Origin of the sequence: Bradyrhizobium yuanmingense (assembly GCF_900094575.1) — a bacterium.
Taxonomy (GTDB): Bacteria; Pseudomonadota; Alphaproteobacteria; order Rhizobiales; family Xanthobacteraceae; genus Bradyrhizobium; species Bradyrhizobium yuanmingense.
Genome location: NZ_FMAE01000008.1, coordinates 310,966 through 332,827 on the forward strand (window position 1 = coordinate 310,966; position 21,862 = coordinate 332,827).

Below are 21,862 nucleotides of genomic sequence, written 5' to 3' on the forward strand. Positions count from 1 at the left end.
CAGACATACCCAGCTAGAACATAATGGGAACGAAAGAGGCGATACGGTCGCTCGTTATCGTTCTCCTCGCCCGTTGGGCATCGATGAAGCGGTCCTACACTAACGGGGATCCAGAAGAGCGCTTGCAATTCCATGCTGGCCTTCAACTCCAGGGAGCATAGTCGTCACAATTGCCCCTGAACTGCGGATGCCTTGCGTGCGATGTCTCATGCTCGGCGGCCTCGGGCGCGCGATGCCGACGATGATCGTCGTCTTTGTCCCGAGCGCCGTGCTTCCGCCCTTCTTACTCTCTCGCGGAGCCGCCTCAATTGGGCCAGCAGGCTGACGAGCTCGATTCTTGTGTCACGCAGAACAGCCAGGCTGGAAATCCCACTACTCACTACAACACCCCCAAACAGGCCTTTGCCGAATTCGTGACGGAAGCTCGGATTTGTGGCGACGTGCCAACAACGTGTAAGCGATGGCCACCGGGGGCGTCGGTTCGTTTTACGACAATGCGCGAAAATATTCTAAATGGTTGCAATGCATTGCAACAGCAACGCGCTATCGGAAGGGGAATATCAACACACTCTCCGAAGCGCGCGCGTCATTTGCATCAGCACGTTGGCGCTGTACGAGCTACCTCTACTGTTCTGACGATCGGCTCCTCGACCCAGGCCTCGCGGGCAAACCAGTTGTGATTGGCCCGACAGTCCGGACAAAGAGTATTGCCGAAAAACACGATGCTTCGCAGGAAAGTCTCACGATCGGATTTGATGCCGGTCGGAATCGCGCGGCCGGATTGCGGACACTTGACCATGATCATGCCCATACGAGCCTCCCTGAAACACGTATTTGTCGAGAAAAAGGGCCGGCCGGCTGGAGTGCGCTCTCGTCGGTGCGGGTGACTTGGGGGGCATCGCACCTGGGGTCGTTGTTCGAGCAAAAGGGCAGCTTGCTCGTGACGACGCTTCTCCAACCGACCGGATTCCTGCTTGGCGAATTCTTGGGATAGCTGCGGGCTTTCGCCGCAACTCTGAATAATGTCCGACCTCAACCGAACGCTTCTGGGAGGCGCCTAATAACCGTCATGTCGAAATACCCGCGACTTCGTGTCGAACGTTCCCCCTGCGACAAAACCATCAATTTCCTCTCGACGGACAGATCAGCCAACCGCATCACTGGTGTCACTCCCCTCGGTGCAGTCCATTAACTATTCTCTTTTTTATTATTTGTGCAAATTAAAACTCGCCTTGTCGGTCTGATTTACGACTCTCGGCTGATTTATTTTTTTGCGCGGCGCGATGCATTACCGAAAAACGTCAGTCGCTTTTCTCGTAGGCTTCTGCAGGCCACCATTCTCAAGTCGGTTCGGCACGTGGTTGCGCTTTGTCACGGTATTGAATGCTCGCCCGAGGTTCAAATATGAAACAAATTTTGATTATAAGCAAAATCTGCAAATCTCGTTGGTTAATTGCTGCCGATCACGTAAGGTACACTCGTCCAGGTTTCTTCGGCTGGAGGAGACAATGTGGGAATTAATTCTTAACGAGTACAACCTCACCTCGGAGACGCTGCAGCTGGCTCAGATGCGCGCAGAATTGGTCAGCATTGGCGAGAAGGAACGCATTCTAAGAGAACGGAGTGCCGATCGCGAAGCTTATCGGTACCTATTGGATGCTCATCGGTCGATCGCCAGGCCGAGCCTCATGGGAGAGCAGGGGTTGAACATCTCTCCTCAAGACGGGGGCAAGGACGGTCAGCTCGCGGCATGACCAGCCGGATTGACATGTCCAAACGAGCCGGACCGGTGGCGTGTGTTCGGGTGAACGAAATCGCAGGCGCCGCAGACCGGGCTAGATTGAGTCTCGCAGGTGGCGGCGGGTCCGCTTGTCCGGTGCCGCGACAACATCGCATCCCGGCGGCTGTCGCCGCCTCGCCGGTACAGGCGAGGCAGAATGGTTCACATTGGTGGAAGCCGTGCTGGAAAGATCGTCGGCAGAGATAGTATTGAGACCGGCTCCGGATGCAGTATTCGCGCTGTTGGATGGTCGACCAATGATCTTCAGCGAAGCGGGGCAGAAGATTTTTGAACTCGACCGAGTAGGGGCATTCATCTGGTGCAAGTTAGGGGAAGGCTCCTCGCTTGGAGACATTTATCGGGGGCTTGCGGCGCAAGGCATTGACGAGCACACGGCACGCCAGTTCACGCGACAGGTCGTAGATGTCTGGGTCGATCGAGCGTTGCTCGAAGTCGATTGGCGAATGCCGACCGATTGCGCCTTCTCAGCTCATCTGGGTCGCCACAGAATAGACATCCGGGCTGCAAATCCGGACCTCTTGAGGCGGCTGCTGTCGCCATTCAGTGTGTCGGACCAGAGTGCCGGCGGCGACGGCGACATCGCGATCGAGGCAATGATGCTGGATGAACAAGTGTTCTTGCGCGCAGAAGATTCCAGCATTTCCAGATGCGAAGTCGATGCACTAGCCCCTACGATCAAAGCTCACGTCACCGAGCGGCTTATTCGAAACATTCGCTGGGTGTTCTCCCTTCATGCCGCTTCTCTCGTGAACGACGGCATGGGCCTGTTGTTATGCGGCCATCCGGGAGCAGGAAAGTCTACCCTCACATTGCAGCTGGTGGACGCCGGATTTCGGTACGCTGGCGATGACGTCGCGCTGGTTGGCGGTGACGGAACGATCTGCGGAGTACCGTTTGCGCTCACCCTCAAGGAAGGATCGTGGGACTTGCTCTCGCGACTACATGGCGACCGCTACGATGCGACGCATTGCCGCTCCGACGGCGTTCGGGTGCGGTACGTACCCATTCCTGATGCGCAGAACGAAAGCTTCTCCGCAGGCTGGATCATCTTCTTGAACCGGGTCGCGAGCGGTCCGACCGAACTAACCGAAATAGATCGTCTGGCTTCGATGAAGCGGCTCATCGAGCACGCATTCGCCAGCGATGGTAGACTGTCGCAGACTGGCTTTCTTGCTTTAAGGCGCATTGTCGCGGGTGCGCAATCGCTTCAACTCACCTACTGCGAGGCCGGAGAGGCTCGGCGCCTGCTTGTGGATCTGTGCAATGGCAAGGCATAGCAGCGCGGTCAGGAGCCTCTGCAATTGCTTGCGAGGCATGCCGCCTGTCGACATGGAGTGGACCTCAGTCATCGGGCTCGCAAATCAGACCCTGACGACGCCGGCGCTCATCGACTTTGTCGACAAATTCGCGTCGGTGCTGCCGGAGGACGTCTGCGCCTATATTCGCCATATCCACCGCCGAAACGGGCTGCGCAATAACCGCCTCGTCGCTCAACTCGAAGAGGCCGTCGTTGCGCTGAACGGTCATGGCATTACGCCGGTCCTACTCAAGGGGGCTTCGACACTGGCGACCGCGCCCGAGGCGCGAAGAGGTGTTCGGATAATGTCCGATCTGGATATCATGGTCATGCCGGACGAGGCCAGAACGGCAGTGGCCGCGCTATCTGGAATTGGTTACGATATCCATAACCAGACCCCTCCCGAAAGCCATAGATGGTATGCCGATCTGAATCGCCCCCAGGATGTCGGGTCGATCGACCTGCAGCAGGCAGCTCCAGGTCCTGCGTACCTCTACCAGAACTTCGGGCATGCGCTGAACCATTGTATTCCTGCGCCGCTCGGACGGGCGCGCGTATATATCCCCACGCCAACCTTCCAAGCGCTGATGTTGATCATCCATGATCAGTTTCAAGACTATGGTTATTGGCTCGGCGACCTCGACCTGCGGCACCTTGTTGAATTGCGCGACCTAAGCCATTCAGCCGAGCCTGTCGACTGGGAGAAGCTTACCTCTCGTGTCTCGGGCGACTTGATGAAGAACGCGGTTGAAACCCAGCTGATCGCCGTTGCCGAGCTGCTTGGCGTCGATATTCCACACGCGTTGCGCTCCCGACTGATTCCTCGCCTGCAGTTCATGCGTCAGTTGATGCAAGCACGCTTTCCGGCTACGCGCGTGCCTCTCCTGGCGATGAGCCTTCTGGACTTCAGAAACTACCGCAGAGAGGCAACTATCGTCTCGACAAAAACAGGGGCGAACCGACGGGGATTGTGGACTGTGCCAAGAGCTAGCACCTTACGACTTCTTTTGAACGCGACGACCGCAGCTCGTGCGGGCAAGGTCTAAGGCCAGCGAACGTCATCGCTGTCGCGATTGAGGCGTCGGTTGGCCAAGCGGGTTTTCGATCCGCCGCCTGTTCGAGGTGGAATTCGCCGCTCGGGACGCACGGTGGAAATTCCCAGCTCAATGCGGTGTGTCCGACTTTCGCGCATCTAGGAATGCTCTCGACCACCAGCATTCCGTTCGGACGATTCACCGTTCTCGGGGATCTTGAACTCCTCGAGCGTGTGGCCCGATTGCAGGGCGGCAACGAGCCAGCGGGGCTGCTTACCACGTCCGGACCAAGTCTCTGTTGGCTGAAGCGGATTGAAGTATTTCGGCACGACCTTCGGGTATTTGCGACGAGGCGGCTGGCCTGTTCCCGCCTCAGTCGCCCCGCTTTCAGCTCCGCCGAGTTGATCCGGCTGGTTGAGCTGCGCAAGACGCTTTTCTAGCTCTCGCTTTTCGGCGGTGATCTTTTCGGCGAGAATCTTTGTCAGCTCCTCGTGAAGGAGCCAAAGTTCCTCAAAATCCATGGCTTCGAGATCTTGCCTTCGCATTAGCATTTCTCGACACCGTTCGACTGACCCGTCGTCATCCAGCCATTCTTCGTCCGAGTGACAAATGAATGTTTGACCAAATCAGTGCTCAAATTGACCATGCAATAAATCTATTATATATTATTTAATAATTAATGCGACGATTATTTTATTAATTGATCTTGGTGGCAAAGAATCTTGCGAAGATGCGTAGAGGAGGCATGGTTTGATCGAGTATCCTCTTGAACGTCTTCAGGATTCAGTCGGCCGGTTTGCGGCTCCGTCGACAGTGTTGTCCGATATCCGGGCCCTGAGCTTCCAAATCGAGCTCAGACGGCGCGCGCTGAAGGATATTGGGATTATTAGCTGCCGTTTGCGTCTCTGGGGAGGCCGCAAGGCGGTAGGCCAGCCGAGGCTTAAGAAAAGCAGTCCGGCGCGTCAGCATCTAATGCTGCGGCGTGGCAGGTCCCTGACGGGATCGGCTCATATGCCATCTCTGATGGGGCTTGAGCAGTTCCCGCGCGGTGATTAAGCAAATAGATGTGCGCATCTCCTGTACGCGGTTAAATTGTGCGGATCGCTCATTTTCCCGGCTTGATTATTAACGTGGACCCAGTTATCTGGAGCGTCAGTTCCAGTTCGGTTCCAAACATTCTTCTGGGATAATCGGGCTCTCTGTCTTGATTAATATATCGACAGAGGCAATATTGGGTTGGGCGCAACTACACGGTGAGATCATGGCGGCTAAGAAACTTGAGTTAGAAGCGATGTCCCTTGACGATCTCTGGTCGCTTCATGAGGAAATCAGCGGGATCCTGTCTGACCGGATCAAAGCGGAAAAGAACGAACTGGAAAAGCGCTTAGCGGCACTTGGGGGCGGGATGGCTGTTTTGGCGGATTCGAGCCCGGCAGGCGCGTCTTCGACCGGCAAGCCGAGACGCAAATATCCTCGGGTGCTGCCGAAATATCGGAATCCGCAGACGGCCGAGACCTGGTCGGGACGTGGTAAGCGGCCGCGCTGGTTGGTTGCCGCAATGAAGTCTGGCCGGAGAATTGAAGAGTTTCGCATTGGCGAAGCAAGTCCGAAGCTTCGCCAGCGTGCGTGACTAATCGGTAATTGGCAGGAGTGTAAGGGCCAATAAGAGGCGCTACTCGCATGATCTGTGCTCTAGTAGGCATTGCGCCCTCGCAAGACCTCTACCGGAGTTCGCAGGAGGATTGCGAGATCCAACCCAAGACTCCAGTTGTCGATGTACCAGAGATCATATTGGACACGTGTTTCGACCATGACTGCTGTGGGAGTGGCGCCCCGGCAGCCATGGACTTGAGCCCAGCCAGTCAATCCCGGCCTGACCCGGTGCCGAAGCGCGTAGTTTCGCACAAGCTTGTCAAATTCACTGTCGTGAGCCACGGCGTGAGGACGCGGGCCCACGAGCGACATGCTGCCATCGAGAACGTTTAGCAGTTGCGGCAATTCATCGAAGCTCATTCGGCGCAGCCATTTGCCGACGCGGGTAACGCGTCGATCGGCGCGGTTGGCCTGAAGAATTACGGGCCCGTCCTCGAGCACACGCATGGTCCGGAATTTACGGATCAAGAAGATTCGGCCGTTAAAGCCACAGCGTTGCTGCCGAAAGAATACAGGACCCGGGGAATCTAACTTGATCGCCACCGCGGTGAGCGCAAGCAGCGGGGCGAGCATCACCAATGCGAGGCCCGCACCGATAACGTCAATCGTCCGCTTGATCGCGCACTCCAGCGGTGTGAGGGGGCCACGCTGGAGCTCTACACAAACGGCGCTTCCAAGACTCCGCTTGGGGTGTCGAAGCAATTCGGATGTCGTGCCAACGGGCACGAATATAATCGGGAAGGGCAAAACGCGCAGATCGGCAACAAAGGCTCGCAGTTCGGGCCATCGCTCCGGTTCAGCTTCCACCACCACCTGATCAAGATGGCAAGTGCGGATGTAGTCGATGACGCGCGTCGTGAGCCGCCTTCGGCAGGCAGGACCGAAGCCTAACGGAGGCAAGCTGAACCGTTTCTTGACGAGATACCCGTGCATCGACAAGGTCTCGGACAATCCCACGTTCTTCGCCAATGGTTGATCGCTGATCAGAACAATGTTTGTAGTGGCGAACCTCCTGCCGCTCAGGGCCCTTCCGAGAAGCACCTTGACTCCCCACCGTTCGCCCAAAAGTAAGCTCAGGCTCAAGACCGCGAAGAGCAGGCCTGGGTGCTGAGAGGTCTCCGGGCGAATTGCGAAGCCGTACACCGCCAAGATGAAAAGTACTGAAGACATCCAAGCTAAACAGACCGCGCGCATCTGGTTTCGGAGGACGAGGAGCTCAACCGGCTGATAAAGGCCGTAGGTCTTCAGCAGGCAAACGAGACAAGCTGCGCTAACCAGCGCCAAGCCAAGGGCGTTGGCCAAGTTGGCCGCGGCTTGCCCATACTGAGCTTGGTAAAGCAATGTAGAGACGAGACTGGCGAACAGAATAGTCGCAACATCAGCACCGAGCACCACGTGCTCGATCGCGTCATAACGGAGGGGCCATTTGGGCTCGCGGAATACCGTCGGTTCGGGACTGAGGCGATCCGTAACCTCCCGATCGGGGAAATGTCGGTTCACGAAATTCATGTGCCGGGGGCTCTGCGATTTAATATTTAATTATTTATTAATTAATCGCGCTTATCAAGCAAAAACCCGGGTTCCGCAAATTTAATGGCGTGCGCCCCTTTGTCGCCGATCTGCGATCGTGGCGTGGGCTGAGGCGCGGCTCTTGAGGTTATCGAGAACCCCTTTGCGAACTCTGCGCGTGCACCTGGTCGAGGAACGTCGGATCGAGTTCCGAAATCAGGCCTTCGAAATAGATCTTACCATCAGCCGAGGCTGACCGGTACGCGGTCACAAGGGTTGGCTTGAGGGCAGGGCGATGCCTAACGACGAGGCTGACGTCCCGTTTGATCAATTCCCGCAGGTCGGGCTCCCGCACCATGACATCTGCGGCGAGTGCGACCGATACGCGCAACGGAAGCAGGTCCAAATCATTCGGCGCAGTATAGTATGACATTCTGAGCATCGCTGCCGTGTTGGGCTGGGGCGAACTGTGCTTCGACGTCGCCGCGAGCAAGAGCCAAATGTCGCCGCGGAGTGGCGAAGAGCGCAATGCACGGGCAAACTCGTCCGAAGTCATGGGAGGAGCTGTCCTTTGTTCGTCGGCAGCCAGAGCTGAATCCCGGTTGAATGTTGATTCCCCTCGGATCAACAAATCTTTGCGCGCTGCCGCAAGGGAAATCGTCTTCGACATCGCGCTCGGCCCTGCTGCTGCAGTCGACAGAACTACCGGCAAAGACGATCTTGCACCGAGATACCGCTCAGGAAGGGCCATCCACGCTGCCTCCACGATCAGCACAATACCAAGTACCATCAGGCTAACGCGGGGCCAAATGGCGACTACCGTTGGGGTCAACGTTCGGCGAGGCGCAGGTGCTTGAACTGCAATTTGGTCAGACGTCGCTTTCGGCCCAGAAGATATGGCGTCACGTCCTGCGTCGGAGAGGCTTTGACCGAACGCCAGCCCAAAAAGCGCAGCGACCAGAAGCGATGCTCCTAAACCCAGAATACCATGATCGGAAAACGCGAGTATCGTCACTGCAATCAATGCACCGGCGCCCAGCGCTGGGAAGACGTAATCGTAAGCACGCGACAGAGCACGTCTGATCAGCACAGAAGCGCAGAGCAAGGCAGCAACCACGACCGCGCAGAGAAAAGCCCACCCCATGTCTATAACGATCGTGGCGGCGGCGGTTGGTCTTTCCAGGGAGTCGCCAACTCCGGCGTCCTGATAAATCGGCAAAAGTACCGTCGAAGCACCCGCACCGGATCCTGCCGGCGCGACGTCCTGCAGCATCCGTTCTGTCGCGGCCTGACTGCTCATTGACAAGACGGTCGTCAGATCGGTGTTCGTTCTGAAGGGAATGACCGTAGCCGTGGCAATGAAGACAATCGTGGCAGTCGCAAGGACGCCAGCGGTACCCCACAATCCCGGGAACCACCTGCGAACCGCGAACACCGAGAGCAAGATTTCTGAGCCGAGGAGGGCCGAGACGAGTGCAGTTGAGTTGCCCCGAATGAGCAGCGCCGCCATACAGACAATCAATGCGATGGTCGCGACGGACAACGCAGGGAGAGGGCCTAGCGCAATTGTTCCTGGCCGACTGCGTCGGAGTATTTGATCGACCGCACGAATTGCCGTTGCGCAGGAGAGCAACACACCGAGCACCGCGACGGTTGAGCCATCGGGCCCAGCCACACCGGTTATTTCCCTGCCGAACCACAAGGCGGTAACGATTGTGGCTATCGACAGCAGAATATGTAGCAGTCGCGCTGCGCGATGTCGGTCAAGCGCGATGACTGCTGCAGTGAGACCTGCAGCAAGCACGGCGCAATACTGCACGAGCGAGAACATGGTCGCCGTAGTGTCGACTGTGATTTTTTCGGCGAGGGGCTCGTTTAAGGTCGCCGATGCAGTAGCCCAAATGGGATTGCCGAGTTTGCCAATCGGCATCGGCACCGCCTGCAAAGCCATCCAGAGCGCCGGAGCCGCGAGTACAACGACGAGACTAGGACGGAGCAGTTTAGCAAGCCCGAGGGAGGAGGGAGGTAGAAAGATCGCGACCGTTAGCGCCGCTGTTGCGAGTACGACCGATATCAATACCCAGGCCTGCAGGCTTTCTGGCATTGCAAACGCCGCGGCAATCGCCACCAACTCGGCCAATATGACAAGCCGGACCATCATGTGAACACCCGTGGTATTGTGCGGTCACTCCGCTGATCCCTCAGGCCAGCTAAAGGGGCAGGCCGCTATGAGCGAGCCTCAAGAGCCAGAAAGACCGTAACGGATGTAATGGCTATCATGGTAATAGTAGCTCCGATGACCGTCATATCGAGCCATCGCCTTGGTATCGGTCTTGCTGAGAACTGCCCCAATCAGAGATTCGTGAACGTTTGGTGCCGTGTGCAGTGCGTGTTGCACGACATCAATCTTGGTCCGGCCCCATTCAACAACGAGAATGTAGCAGTCAATCAGGGATGAAGTGGCTCGAACATCCACCAACGGCGTCAAGGGCGGAAGGTCGACGATGATGTAGTCATACTCGGCTCGTAAACGGTCGAAGAGTTTGCTTATCGAGTCCGCGCAAAGAATTTCGCTGGTGTGGAGCAAAGGTCCGCGACGCACGGCGGGCAGAAATGCAAGATTGGTCGTCGGGTCCCTCCAGACAGCTTCGGCGAGCGACCGGCTACCGTTTGCTACTTCGATGATCCCGCAGGCCGCCTTGGGCGCGAAGATGCCGGTTAGTGACGGATTCCTGAGGTCGCAATCGACGATGATAGCTCTTTTGCCGGTGTGCCCGATCAACTGTGCGAGCGAGGCTGCAATCGTGGTCTTCCCCTCATTCGGTAACGCAGAGGTAATGCCGACGACCTGGGAAGAGATTTTCGCCGGGTTGTGGTCGATCGCTAGCTTGATGGAACGAATGGCCTCCGTATATCGAGATAGTGGCATCCCGACCACGGTCTGATGAATTGCGGTTGGAGACGAGGCTATCCGTCGCTGAACATCATCATCGGTCTTCTGAAGGCGGATTGGTGGTTTGGGAGATTTGCGGGCCGGCAACAACGGGACCAAAGATAGACAAGGCAACTCCAGTACGGTTTCCACCTGTGAAGAGGTCCGAAAGACGCGGTCCATGAGGTCTCTGAGGAGCGCCAAGCCGATGCCCAGCGCGAGACCGCCGAGAATACCAAACGCCAGGATCAACCTTGCTTTCGGCTTGCTCTTGCTCGCCGGCGGCGAAGCCGGAAAAAGTACCCGCGTATCCGAGGTGGGAAACGTCTCCTGCTGTGTAGAGCCCATGTAGCGCTGAAGGAAGGTCTCGTACAAGCTATGCAGGCCCTTTGCCTTGCTTTCCAAGTCCTTGATGGTCAGCTCAGCAGAATTGACCGAACGGGATTGCGAAACGGCTTTGGATAATTGCTTTTCGATCTCTTCCTGGCGCTGTTTGGCCAGTTCGAATTCGCTTCGGCTGACCTCGGCAAGTCTCTTGACCTCGTCAAAAATGGAGACGCGGAACTCTCGCGCGCGGTTCCGGATATTGACGACTGCCAAGTGGTCACGACCGACCCTCGCGGCCAACTCGGCCTCCCGTCTGGTGAGCTCCAGATATTGCTGGCGTAGCCCGGTAATAATCTGGCTGTTAAGCGCATCCGTTCCAATAGCATCCAGATTGTCTATCGAGGACGGCTTTTTCGGGTCGACGGCAAGGAGAGTTTCATAACGAGCCAACTTGGCGGTGGCTTCAGATGTCTGAGCACGTGCGGCGGCCAATCGATTGTTGATCTCCGTGATCTGCTGCTCGTCGATGGGCTTTCCACCCAGAGAAACAATGTTGTTCTGAGCCTTGTAGACGTCGACGGCACGTTGCGCGGCGAGGGCTTGGTCCCCCAGATCACGTAGCCTCTCCTGCAGCCAACTGGTTGCCTTGCGATTGGCGTCGAATTTTGCATTGAGCTGGTCTGCAACATAAGTGTCGGCTATCGCATTCACGATCTCCGCGGCCCGAGCTGCGTTGCTCGAGCTGTAGCTGATCTCAATGACCCGGCTGTACCCGACACGTCCAGCGGAAAGCCGACTGAGAAATGCGTCTACGAGAGTGTCCGATGGTTCGCCATTCGTCTCGGGTGGCGCATCCTTCTTCGATCTAGTCGAGGGCCATGGCCAAATTCGTTGCCAGAGCGCCTGCAAAGAGAGGCCGGATGCACTAAAGTCCGGATCCTCGGCCAGTTTCAACTTGTTAATTACTGCAACCGCATTGGCCTTTGATCTCAGGAGCTGAAGCTGTGTCTCGATCTGACTGAGATCGAAGGCCGGCTCGGCGAGGAGTGATTGCTGCTGGACAAATTGAGGCCTGGGATTGGCCAAAAGGATCTGAACCTGCGCCGTATAGGTTGGGGAAGCCACACGGAGATAGAGCAAGCTGGCCGCAGTGGCGAGTACGGCGGTAACAAGGATTACGAGATACTGACGCCGTAGAAGCCCGATGCCGAAATTGATGACGTCGGTGATCCCTCCACCGTCCGCCTGGGCGGGTTGCGCCGGTCCGTTCACCGGCAGCCGCATTCTATCCGCATGTTGAAGATTGTTCTGAAGCATCACGTACCTGTCCGACGATTGGTCACATTGCGCCCGCCCGCCCGCAGGCGGCATTTAAAGCGATCTGCGAGATGGTATGAAATTATATACCTTATAAAAACTTGCTTGCCAAATTAAATAGACAATATATTAATCGAAGTGGAGATGAAAAATGCAGGTGTGGCGGCTTTGCTCAAAGGGGCGTTTGCTAATGCCCTGAGATTTCCGTGACTTGCAGGCTGATCTAACGGCTTTCGCCGAAATCGTGCGACGGTTTCGTGGTTGATTGTGAGCGTGAAGATTAATCTCGACGGGGATTATGGTCCGCCTCAACGAATTGAGAGCGGACAGAAGGGTACCCAATGTTGGAGCTGCGATCCTTGGCGATCCCTGATGTCAAAGTCATTCGCACAGATCGGTTTTCCGACGCCCGCGGTTACTTCTCTGAGACCTTCCAGCGATCAGCGTTTGCAGAGAAGGGAATTCTCCATGACTTTGTTCAAGACAATCAGTCCAGCTCGGATCAGATCGGCACGGTGCGCGGCCTGCACTTCCAGCGGCCGCCGTTCGCCCAGGCGAAGTTGATACGGGTGTTGAGCGGGGCGATTCTCGATATTGCAGTTGACCTCCGGCGTTCATCGCCCAGCTTCGGCAAGCACATCGCGATACAGCTGGATAGTGAAACCGGCGAGCAGGTGTTCATCCCGAAGGGGTTTGCGCACGGCTTCTGTACGCTGCAGCCCAAGACCGTCGTCTTATACAAAGTCGACCAGGTCTATGCCCCAAGTCATGACGGTGGCGTTTATTGGGCTGATCCAAGGTTAGCGATCGAGTGGCCCGTGACGTCCTCAGAAGCCCACGTGTCGCCAAAGGATCAGACTCTTCCTACGCTCAGCCAGCTCGGTTGCGTTTTCGACTAGTGGAGACGAGTAGAATGCGTATCTTGGTGACCGGCGGAGCGGGCTTTATCGGTTCTGCGGTCTGTCGCCGTTTGGTGCTACAGACCGGTGCCGCAGTGATCAACATAGACAAGTTGACGTATGCAGCCAATCTGGCTTCGCTCGCGAGCATCGAGAAGCTGGAGACTTATGCGTTCCTGCAATCCGACATCTGCCATCGCGCGGCCATGGATCTTGCGTTCGCTGACTATGAGCCTGACGCGATCATACATCTGGCCGCCGAAAGCCACGTCGACCGCTCCATCAACGGACCCGACGCCTTCGTCAATACCAATGTGGTTGGCACCTACACGCTCTTGGAGACGGCCAGAGCTTACTACGAACGTCTACCGGCTTCGAGGCGGAGGCACTTCCGATTCATCCATGTGTCGACAGACGAAGTCTACGGCTCGTTGGGACCAGATGATCTATTTCGCGAGGATACGCCCTACAGGCCGAGCTCGCCCTATTCGGCGAGCAAGGCCGCCGCGGACCACCTCGCACTCGCGTGGTTTCGGACCTACGGCCTGCCGGTGATGGTGTCGAACTGCTCGAACAATTACGGGCCGTATCAGTTTCCGGAAAAGCTCATCCCGCTGACGATTCTCAATGCGATCGACCGGAAGCCTCTGCCGGTCTATGGCGACGGAAGGAATATCCGCGACTGGCTTCACGTCGATGATCATGCCGCGGGCTTGATACGACTTTTGCACGAAGGAAGGCCCGGCGAGAAGTACAACTTCGGCGGAGATGCCCAGCGATCCAACCTGGAGGTCGTCACCCGGATCTGTGACGTTGTGGATCGCTTATCTCCGGGCGCGGGGTGCAGACGTTCTCTCATTACGTTCGTGCCGGATCGTCCCGGGCATGATGCCCGCTATGCAATAGACGCATCGAAAGCACATCGCGAGCTCGGCTGGAAACCGATCAGAACCTTCGAACACGGCCTGTTCGAAACCGTCGGATGGTATCTCAAGAACCGCGCCTGGTGGGAGCGTGCTCGTAGTGGGGTCTATGACGGCTCGCGTCTGGGTCTCCTGGCCGCCCAAAACTGAGGTGGAGATGACAGATCGGCCAATCCTCTTTGCCGGACGGAATGGTCAGCTGGCAATGTGCCTTCGTGATCTTGCCACAACGCGCGGTTTGCCTGCGGTGGCTCTCGGGCGCCCAGAACTCGATCTGGAGAATCGGGAAGGTATCGACAAGCTCATTGCGTCGATCGGGCCGTCTGCGATCATCAACACGGCCGCCTATACGGCGGTAGATCAGGCCGAATCTGAAGCGGCGAGGGCCTTCAGCATCAATCGCGATGGCGCGGCCGCGCTGGCGGATGTCGCGTGGCAAATGAACATTCCGCTCATCCATCTCTCGACCGACTATGTATTCGACGGTGCGAAACCCGAGGCGTACGACGAAAGCGACATTCCGGCGCCGTTGAACGTCTACGGCGCATCCAAGCTTGCCGGGGAGGCTGCTGTATTGGCAGCGCACCCGCTCGCGACCGTGATCAGATGCTCCTGGCTTTACAGTCCCTATGGCAGCAACTTCGTCCGAACGATGCTGCGGCTATGCGAGACGCAGCAGGTCGTAAGGGTTGTCAGCGACCAACATGGTAACCCGACTTACGCGTTCGACCTCGCAGAAGCAGTCCTTCGGATCGCTCAGCAATCACTAACCGACGATCGCAGGGCCACGGCCGGCATCTTTCATCTCGGTGGCCAAGGCGAGGCAAGCTGGTACGATTTTGCGCAGGCAATCTTTCACGAGTGTTCCCGTCGTGGAGCGCGGATTCGGGCGCTCGAGGCGATCACGACTGAGGAGTTTCCGACCGCTGCGCGCCGGCCTCTGAACTCGCGTCTGGACTCATCCAAGGCCGAACGCGTGTTCGGGATCCGCTTGGCGCCTTGGCGCCATTCACTCCAAGCTTGTCTGGACCAGCTGGTCGGAGAAGGAGAAGCCGATGCTGAAGGGAATCGTGCTGGCTGGCGGCAGCGGAACGCGCCTCTATCCGATCACACGAGTGGTCAGCAAGCAGTTGCTTCCGATCTATGACAAGCCCATGATCTACTATCCCCTGTCGACGCTGATGCTGGCAGGGATCCGCGAAATTCTGATCATCACCACGCCGTCGGATCGGTGTCAGTTCGAGGGATTGCTAGGCGACGGCAGCCAATGGGGGATCAAGCTTAGCTATGCCGAACAAACCCGCCCCGCTGGTCTGGCAGACGCGTTCATTGTCGGGGCCGATTTCATCGGAAGCGATCGCGTGGCGATGGTGCTTGGGGATAATATTTTCTTCGGCGATGGCCTGAGCGAGTTGCTTGCCAGGGCGGCAGGTCGCGCGGAAGGCGCAACCGTCTTTGCCTATCACGTGCGAGACCCAGAACGGTACGGCGTGGTCGCGTTTGATGAAGCGGACCGCCCCGTGTCGATCGAAGAGAAACCCAAACGGCCGGCTTCGAACTGGGCAATCACGGGGCTGTATTTTTTCGACAACCGCGTCGTCCGCTACGCTCGCCGTGTCGAGCCATCGGCGCGCGGCGAGCTCGAGATTACCGATCTTCAGATGCGTTACCTTTCGGCCAATGCGCTCCACGTTGAACGCATGGGGCGGGGATTTGCGTGGTTGGATACCGGCACGGTCGAATCTCTCATCGACGCAGGGACGTTCGTCCAGACCCTGGAGAAGCGGCAGGGAATGAAGATTGCGTGCCTCGAGGAGATCGCGTTCAGACTTGGCTTCATTGATCGCGATCAACTCCTAGCGTTGGCTCAACCATTGGAGAAGAGCGGCTACGGCAAATATCTGAGCGAAATCACGCGACTGCCGCAGTTTGCCTCGCGCTAGCACCACTCGGCCGATATCGAAGCCGGCTTAAATTATATGTATTGAATTGACCATGGTTTAAAATGCGATTAAAATATTAAGATGCGATTATTTATTTAATCGGTATGCTCATGCTGGTTCAAAAGGCGACCGCCTTCGGCCGGGGAACTCGGCACGTTTTTTGGGAGCAGGATATTCCAGCCCTTTGGCAGGAATCGGCGTTCGCGAGCGCTTTCGCGGGTTTCGACGCACTTGGCCTCTGGGCTCCGCGGGTTGTTGATCGACCAGTAAGCGGATCATTCGCTCCAGTGAGTGACGCCGCGTTCTTCAAACAGGCGCATCGGACCGACTCGGCGGGCTTGCGCGGCGTCATGCCCGCTCTCTTCGCTGCACCTTCCAGGTCTCGATTGCCTGCGCTGCTAGCTTCGACATCTTTGACGAGCGGTCATAATGGCCTGGCGCCAACGTTCTCATCTGTGGCGGGCGAAGCGGCGCAGAGATCACAATCGGCTTCCACTCCCGGCGCCACTCACTGGGTCCATCCGACTGACGGCGCCTGGAATGTCGCAGCGAACTGGAGCGCCGGGCTCCCAGGCGCCATCGACGCTGCGTTCCTCGATGCAGCAGGAACGTATGTCGTCACGAGCTCGGCCGGTGTTGATATTGGGGGTCTGATCCTCGATGCAGGTGCGACGCTTTCGTTGAATGCCGGCTCGCCGTTTATCGTCGAAGGCGATGTGCTGAACAATGGGACAGTCGAGGTTGGAGCGTTCCTCGGCAATCGCATTCCGACCGGGGAGTTCAGGGGTGACGTCAGCGGTACTGGATCTTTCGAGATTGCAGACAAGGCGATCCTGGAGATCGGAGGTTCGGTTTCCGGCCAGTTCTTGAATGGATCGTTCTCCGGCATAACGGTGTCGTTCGAAACGGGAACTGGCACGCTTGTCCTCGATCAGTCGGCCAACTTCCACGGCTTGATCGCGGGTTCGTCGCCGGGAGCGCCGCTTGCGCCAGGCAACCTCATCGACTTGAAGGATCTCCCCTTTACATCGTCGATGTCGGCGACCGTCCAATACGACAATAGCTCGAATATCAGCACGGTCGATTTCAGCAACGGTGCGGCCAATGTCTCCTTGCTGTTCTCGGGGATGGACTTGAATTGGAATTTTGAAAGCGATGGGCAGGGAGGCACCATTGTTTCCGATCCGCCCACGAATCCCATTGTACTGGAAAACCAGAAGCCAGGTACGCCGAAGAGTGTCTGGCAGATTCAGCCGGGCGAGAATTCAACTCTGACAGAAGGATTTGCGACAGCAATCAGCACCAATGTCGGAGGGACGGTCCAATTCAAGATCAACAACCTGACCGGCAACCCGAACTATCGCGTCGATGTCTACCGGCTCGGCTATTACGGCGGCGATGGTGCCAGGCTGGTTACGAGCCTGCAGCATCAGGCCGCAACGGCGGTCGTCCAACCCGATCCATTGCGCGATCCGTCGACCGGGCTCGTCGATGCCGGCAATTGGAGCGTGACCGATTCCTGGAGCGTACCGGCCGATGCGGTCTCGGGCGTCTACATAGCCAGCGTCGTCAACGGCACCGAGATTTTCCAGATCCCATTCATCATAAGGAACGACGCTTCGCACAGCGACATCGTCCTCCAGACAAGTGATCAGGACTGGCAAGCCTACAATGGCTGGGGAGGGGCCAACCTATATTTCGGGAATGGTCCGGGCGTCCGTGGATCAGCCTACGCGGTCAGTTACAATCGCCCCCTCATAACGCGTGACGGCGAGGGAACTTTTTCCGAGGGGGGAGACTCCCCGTTCACGGCTGAGTTTGCGGCCATTCAGTGGCTCGAGCAAAACGGGTACGACGTTTCTTACATTTCGGGAATCGATGCTGCGACAAACGGCTCGTTGTTGCTCAATCACAAAATCTTCATGGACGCGGGGCACGACGAGTATTGGACCGAAGCTCAGCGTGCCAACGTACAGGCCGCAGCGCATGCTGGCGTGAACCTTGCATTTCTCACAGGCAACGAGATCTATTGGAAAACAAGGTTGGCACCCAGCATCGATGGCAGCGGATCAGCCAATCGCACACTCATTAGCTACAAGGATACGCACGCAAATGCGTTGATTGATCCAACGGGACAGGCGACCGGCAATTTCTCTGACCCGCGGTTCGGTCCGCCTCTCCCCTCGAACGAGTTGACCGGTACATTGTTCGCGGTCAACGCATTCCGGTACGATACGATCACGATACCGTATCCAATGACCCAGTTGCGCTTCTGGCGCAATACGGCCGTCGCGCAAACGTCACCCGGGCAGACCGCCTCGCTCGTACCTGGCCTGTTAGGCGTTGAATGGGACACGGCGCCGGACAACGGATTTCGCCCAGCGGGGTTGATGAGTGTCTCATCTACCACATTGCAGGTGAATGGACAGCTTCTCCTCGATTATGGCAACACGTTCGCAAACGGCACGGCAACCCACAATCTCGTGCTGCATCGGGATCCCGTCAGTGGCGCACTGATATTCTCGGCCGGTTCGATCAACTGGCCCTGGGCGCTCGCAAGCGACCACGACGGACCTGCGACTCCGGTAGACCCAAATGTCCAGCAGGCGATGGTCAACCTTTTCGCTGATATGGGCGTTCAGCCGGCGACGCTGCAAGCAAACCTGACGGCCGCGATTCGGTCGACCGACACTACGGCGCCGACGTCTAGTATCGGCAATCTCTCGGCTGCCAGCGTTGTCGAGGGGCAATCGATCACGGTGACGGGGACGGCCAATGACGCGGGCGGAAAGATTGCCGGCGTCGAAATTTCCACAGATGGTGGAAACACCTGGCACCCAACCAACAGCAATGTCGGCGCGGCGACCGCGACCTGGTCATACACGTTCGTCACAGGGACCAAAGGGACCTATAATCTCAGAACCAGGGCGGTCGACGACAGCCTGAACCTGGAAACATCCGGTGCGGGCACAACCTACACGGTCACACCATCTTCCAACCTGACACTCTTCAGTAGTGCCGATACGCCTGCGTTGCTCTCAGACAGCGACTCCGCCTCGGTTGAGCTCGGCGTCAGATTCGTCCCGGCCGTGTCGGGGAAGATCACCGGCATTCGCTTCTACAAAGGGCCTCAGAATACTGGCACCCACATCGGAGATCTCTGGACCGCAAACGGTACGCTGCTTGCGAGCGCCACCTTCACCAATGAAACCGCGAGCGGCTGGCAGCAGGTCAATTTCGCCACGCCTGTCAGCGTGAACGCTGGCACGACGTATGTTGCTTCCTATCACGCGAACACCGGTCACTATTCCTCGACCGACTTCTACTTCATCGGTTATGGAGGCGTTACGAAAGGTGCGCTCACCGCGCCGGGTAGCAGTCTCAACGGTGTCTATGCCTATGGCAGCGGCCCGACCTTCCCCGGCACCGTTTCCTCAACGAAAGCTCCGAATTATTGGGTAGACGTCGTTTTCGATGATTCAGGCGTGGCGTCGCCACAAGCTAATGGCGACAGTGGCTTCACGGTTACCCAGAATGGCTTGCTGAATATCGCGGCATCGACGTTGCTTGCGAACGACACCAACCCCTCCGGGCTGGCTTTCTCGCTTACCAGCGTCGGTAACCCGGTCAACGGAAGCGTAAGCTACAACTCGCAGAACCAGACGGTGACCTTTGCTCCTACCGATGGCTATGCCGGCGCGGCAAGTTTCACGTACACGATCACAGACACGAGCGGCCAAAGTGGTTCCGGCCAAGTGTCCCTCAAGGTCAACTATCCGGTCTCCGCGCAGAGCCTGTTCGGCACCAATGATGCGCCAAGCGTCCCCAATTCCGGGGATACGAGCCCTGTCGAAGTCGGAGTCAAGTTCACTGCATCGGTGAACGGGACAATAACCGGCCTGCGCTTCTACAAGGGATCGTTGAATACGGGTCCCCATATTGCGGATCTCTGGAGCTCGACCGGAACTCTGCTCGCAACTGCGACATTCACGAACGAGACAGCCAGCGGCTGGCAGCAGGTCAACTTCTCCACGCCTGTGACGATTACGGCAGGCACCATTTATGTCGCATCCTACCACACCAACGGCAACTATTCTGGAACCCAGAACTATTTCACGACATCGCTTGCCAACGGGCAGCTAACGGCTCCGGCTGTCGGCAACGGAGTCTATGCCTACGGATCCGGAAGCACGTTCCCGACGAATACCTTCAAATCCTCGAACTACTGGGTCGACGTCGTCTTCAACGGCTCCTCCAGTCCCAACAATACGGCGCCAACTGCGGTCGCCGACACCGCTGAAGCCACCGAAAAGGGCGGCGTGAGCAACAGCGTCGGTGGCACGGCGGCGACTGGCAACGTGCTGACCAACGATACCGATCCCGACGCGGGCGATACCAAGACGGTCACCGCCGTCAGCTTCGGCTCGACCGGCGGCACACTCGGTTCAGCGCTGTCTGGAGCGCACGGCAGCCTTGTGCTCAATGCCTCGGGCGGCTTCACATATACGGTCAACGAGACCGATGCGGCCGTGCAGGCCTTGCGGCAGTCGACCGACACGCTCAGCGATATCTTCAATTACACGATGCGCGACGCCGCCGGCGCCACGGCATCGTCCACACTCACCGTCACAATCCATGGCGCCAACGACGCGCCGGTGCTGGCCGCCCAGACCGGCAATCAGACCGCAACGGTCGGTACGCCATTCTCGTTGACGCTGCCTGCGGGTACCTTCACCGACGTCGATTCCGGGGATTCGCTCGCCTACACGGCGACAGCCGCCGACGGCACGGCACTTCCCGCATGGCTGACCTTCAACGCCTCGACGCGGACCTTCAGCGGTACACCAACGTCCAGCAATGTTGGCACCCTCAGCATCAAGGCCTCGGCCACCGATCTCGGCGGCCTGTCAGCCAGCGAGACGTTTGATCTCACGGTGACGACAACGCCCTCAACCGTGAGCCTGTTCTCGAGCTCGGACACGCCGGCCATCCTGTCGGATTCCGATGCGTCGCAAGTCAATCTTGGCGTGAAATTTACGTCCTCCGTGGCCGGCACGATCACTGGCGTCAAGTACTACAAGAGTGCAAACGACCCCGGGACTCATACGGGCTCGTTGTGGAGCAGTACCGGCACGCTGCTGGCGAGTGCGACGTTCACCAACGAGAGCAGCAGTGGCTGGCAGACCGTCACATTCAGCAATCCCGTCTCCATCTCGGCTGGCACGACCTATGTGGCGAGCTTTCACAGCAATGGTCATTATGCGTCCACCACCAACTACTTCACCACCGCGCGCACCAGCGGTCCACTCACGGCTCCTGCGAGCATCAACGGCGTCTACACCTACGGCGCCGGCAATCTGTTCCCGACCAGCACGTACAACGCCAGCAATTACTGGGTCGACGTCGTCTTCAACGGAACCAGCGGCAGCAACCAGCAACCGGTGGCTACGACTGACAGCGGCTTCCACGCCACTCAAGGCGTCCCTCTCACTATCGACGGGGCGGCACTGCTTGCCAACGATACCGATCCGAACGGAGACGCTCTGACGATCACTGGCGTGAGCGGTGCCGCTAATGGGACCGCCAGCTTCAACGCCCAGAACAATTCGGTGACGTTTACGTCAGCGAGCGGCTTTACCGGGCCGACTTCTTTCGACTACTCCATCTCAGACGGCCGTGGCGGCACTGCAAGCGCCTCCGTCAACGTGACGGTGCATGCCCCATCGTCCAACGTCGTTAGCCTGTTCAGCTCCAATCCCACGCCGAGTGTTGTATCGGCCAACGATGGCCAGGCGATCGAGGTTGGTATGAAATTCCAGGCCTCCGCCCCAGGTGATATCATCGGGCTACGCTTCTACAAGGGACCGTCCAACACGGGTACGCACGTTGCCGATCTGTGGAGCAGTACCGGCACGCTTCTGGCGACGGCCACGTTCACCAACGAAACGGCGAGTGGCTGGCAGCAGGTCAGCTTCAGCACTCCGGTGACGATCGCGGCGGGGACCACGTATATTGCGTCTTACCACAGTGCGGGGGGCTATTCTGCGGATCCAAACCTCTTCGCCAGCTCCCTCACGAGTGGACCGCTAACGGCTCCGTCGTCGTCGTCGAGCGGCGGCAACGGCGTTTACGCGTATGGGACCGATAGTTTGTTCCCGACGAGCAGTTTCAACGCGACGAGTTACGCCGTAGACGTCCTGTTCAGACCTCAGCTAGCAGCATAGGAG

The 21,862-nt window shown here is 57.8% G+C and carries 14 protein-coding genes; 9 read left to right on the forward strand and 5 right to left on the reverse strand.

Translation table 11 applies throughout. From position 1 onward, the window contains the following. Window positions 1-595: 595 nt before the first annotated feature. Window positions 596-811, reverse strand: coding sequence for a hypothetical protein (locus tag GA0061099_RS29025; RefSeq protein WP_074448160.1), 216 nt, complete (start codon window positions 809-811; stop codon window positions 596-598). A 697-nt stretch (window positions 812-1,508) separates the two neighbouring features. Here GA0061099_RS29025 and GA0061099_RS29030 point away from each other — a divergent pair. The 3 genes from GA0061099_RS29030 to GA0061099_RS29040 all read left to right on the forward strand — a co-directional run bounded on the left by GA0061099_RS29030 (window position 1,509) and on the right by GA0061099_RS29040 (window position 4,144). Continuing rightward, complete coding sequence (locus tag GA0061099_RS29030) at window positions 1,509-1,754, forward strand: hypothetical protein (RefSeq protein WP_036013565.1); 246 nt, start codon at window positions 1,509-1,511, stop codon at window positions 1,752-1,754. A gap of 283 nt (window positions 1,755-2,037) precedes the next feature. Continuing rightward, a complete protein-coding gene (locus tag GA0061099_RS29035) occupies window positions 2,038-3,078 on the forward strand; it encodes a PqqD family peptide modification chaperone (RefSeq protein WP_225124994.1) in 1,041 nt (346 codons plus the stop codon). A gap of 37 nt (window positions 3,079-3,115) precedes the next feature. Then, entirely contained in the window at window positions 3,116-4,144 is a 1,029-nt protein-coding gene (locus tag GA0061099_RS29040; protein ID WP_050996056.1) for a nucleotidyltransferase family protein, read from the forward strand. 146 nt (window positions 4,145-4,290) lie between these two features. Here GA0061099_RS29040 and GA0061099_RS29045 read toward each other — a convergent pair whose 3' ends face one another. Beyond that, complete coding sequence (locus tag GA0061099_RS29045) at window positions 4,291-4,677, reverse strand: H-NS histone family protein (RefSeq protein ID WP_081493007.1); 387 nt, start codon at window positions 4,675-4,677, stop codon at window positions 4,291-4,293. Between the two features lie 716 nt (window positions 4,678-5,393). Between GA0061099_RS29045 and GA0061099_RS29050 the strand changes: the two genes are divergently transcribed. Then, window positions 5,394-5,762 (forward strand): H-NS histone family protein, encoded by a 369-nt coding sequence (locus GA0061099_RS29050; RefSeq protein WP_036013596.1) that lies wholly within the window; start codon window positions 5,394-5,396, stop codon window positions 5,760-5,762. A 62-nt stretch (window positions 5,763-5,824) separates the two neighbouring features. Here GA0061099_RS29050 and GA0061099_RS29055 read toward each other — a convergent pair whose 3' ends face one another. The 3 genes from GA0061099_RS29055 to GA0061099_RS29065 all read right to left on the reverse strand — a co-directional run bounded on the left by GA0061099_RS29055 (window position 5,825) and on the right by GA0061099_RS29065 (window position 11,870). Then, complete coding sequence (locus GA0061099_RS29055; protein ID WP_036029161.1) at window positions 5,825-7,294, reverse strand: exopolysaccharide biosynthesis polyprenyl glycosylphosphotransferase; 1,470 nt, start codon at window positions 7,292-7,294, stop codon at window positions 5,825-5,827. Between the two features lie 148 nt (window positions 7,295-7,442). Beyond that, window positions 7,443-9,455: a hypothetical protein gene (locus tag GA0061099_RS29060; protein ID WP_036029163.1), complete on the reverse strand. Its 2,013-nt coding sequence runs from the start codon at window positions 9,453-9,455 to the stop codon at window positions 7,443-7,445. 78 nt (window positions 9,456-9,533) lie between these two features. Then, a complete protein-coding gene (locus GA0061099_RS29065) occupies window positions 9,534-11,870 on the reverse strand; it encodes an AAA family ATPase (RefSeq protein ID WP_036029216.1) in 2,337 nt (778 codons plus the stop codon). Between the two features lie 341 nt (window positions 11,871-12,211). On the opposite strand from GA0061099_RS29065, the gene rfbC reads away from it, so the two are divergent. The 5 genes from rfbC (at window position 12,212) to GA0061099_RS29090 (ending at window position 21,859) form a co-directional block, all read left to right on the forward strand. Then, entirely contained in the window at window positions 12,212-12,769 is a 558-nt protein-coding gene (gene rfbC / locus GA0061099_RS29070; RefSeq protein WP_036029165.1) for a dTDP-4-dehydrorhamnose 3,5-epimerase, read from the forward strand. Between the two features lie 14 nt (window positions 12,770-12,783). Then, window positions 12,784-13,842, forward strand: a complete 1,059-nt coding sequence (gene rfbB / locus GA0061099_RS29075) for a dTDP-glucose 4,6-dehydratase (RefSeq protein WP_036029219.1) — start codon at window positions 12,784-12,786, stop codon at window positions 13,840-13,842. A gap of 7 nt (window positions 13,843-13,849) precedes the next feature. Next, window positions 13,850-14,839, forward strand: a complete 990-nt coding sequence (gene rfbD, locus GA0061099_RS29080) for a dTDP-4-dehydrorhamnose reductase (protein WP_036029222.1) — start codon at window positions 13,850-13,852, stop codon at window positions 14,837-14,839. Beyond that, a complete protein-coding gene (gene rfbA, locus GA0061099_RS29085) occupies window positions 14,748-15,635 on the forward strand; it encodes a glucose-1-phosphate thymidylyltransferase RfbA (RefSeq protein WP_036029168.1) in 888 nt (295 codons plus the stop codon). Before rfbD ends, rfbA begins: the two co-directional genes overlap by 92 nt. 110 nt (window positions 15,636-15,745) lie before the next feature. Continuing rightward, window positions 15,746-21,859, forward strand: coding sequence for a DUF4082 domain-containing protein (locus GA0061099_RS29090; protein WP_244429381.1), 6,114 nt, complete (start codon window positions 15,746-15,748; stop codon window positions 21,857-21,859). Window positions 21,860-21,862 lie beyond the last annotated feature (3 nt).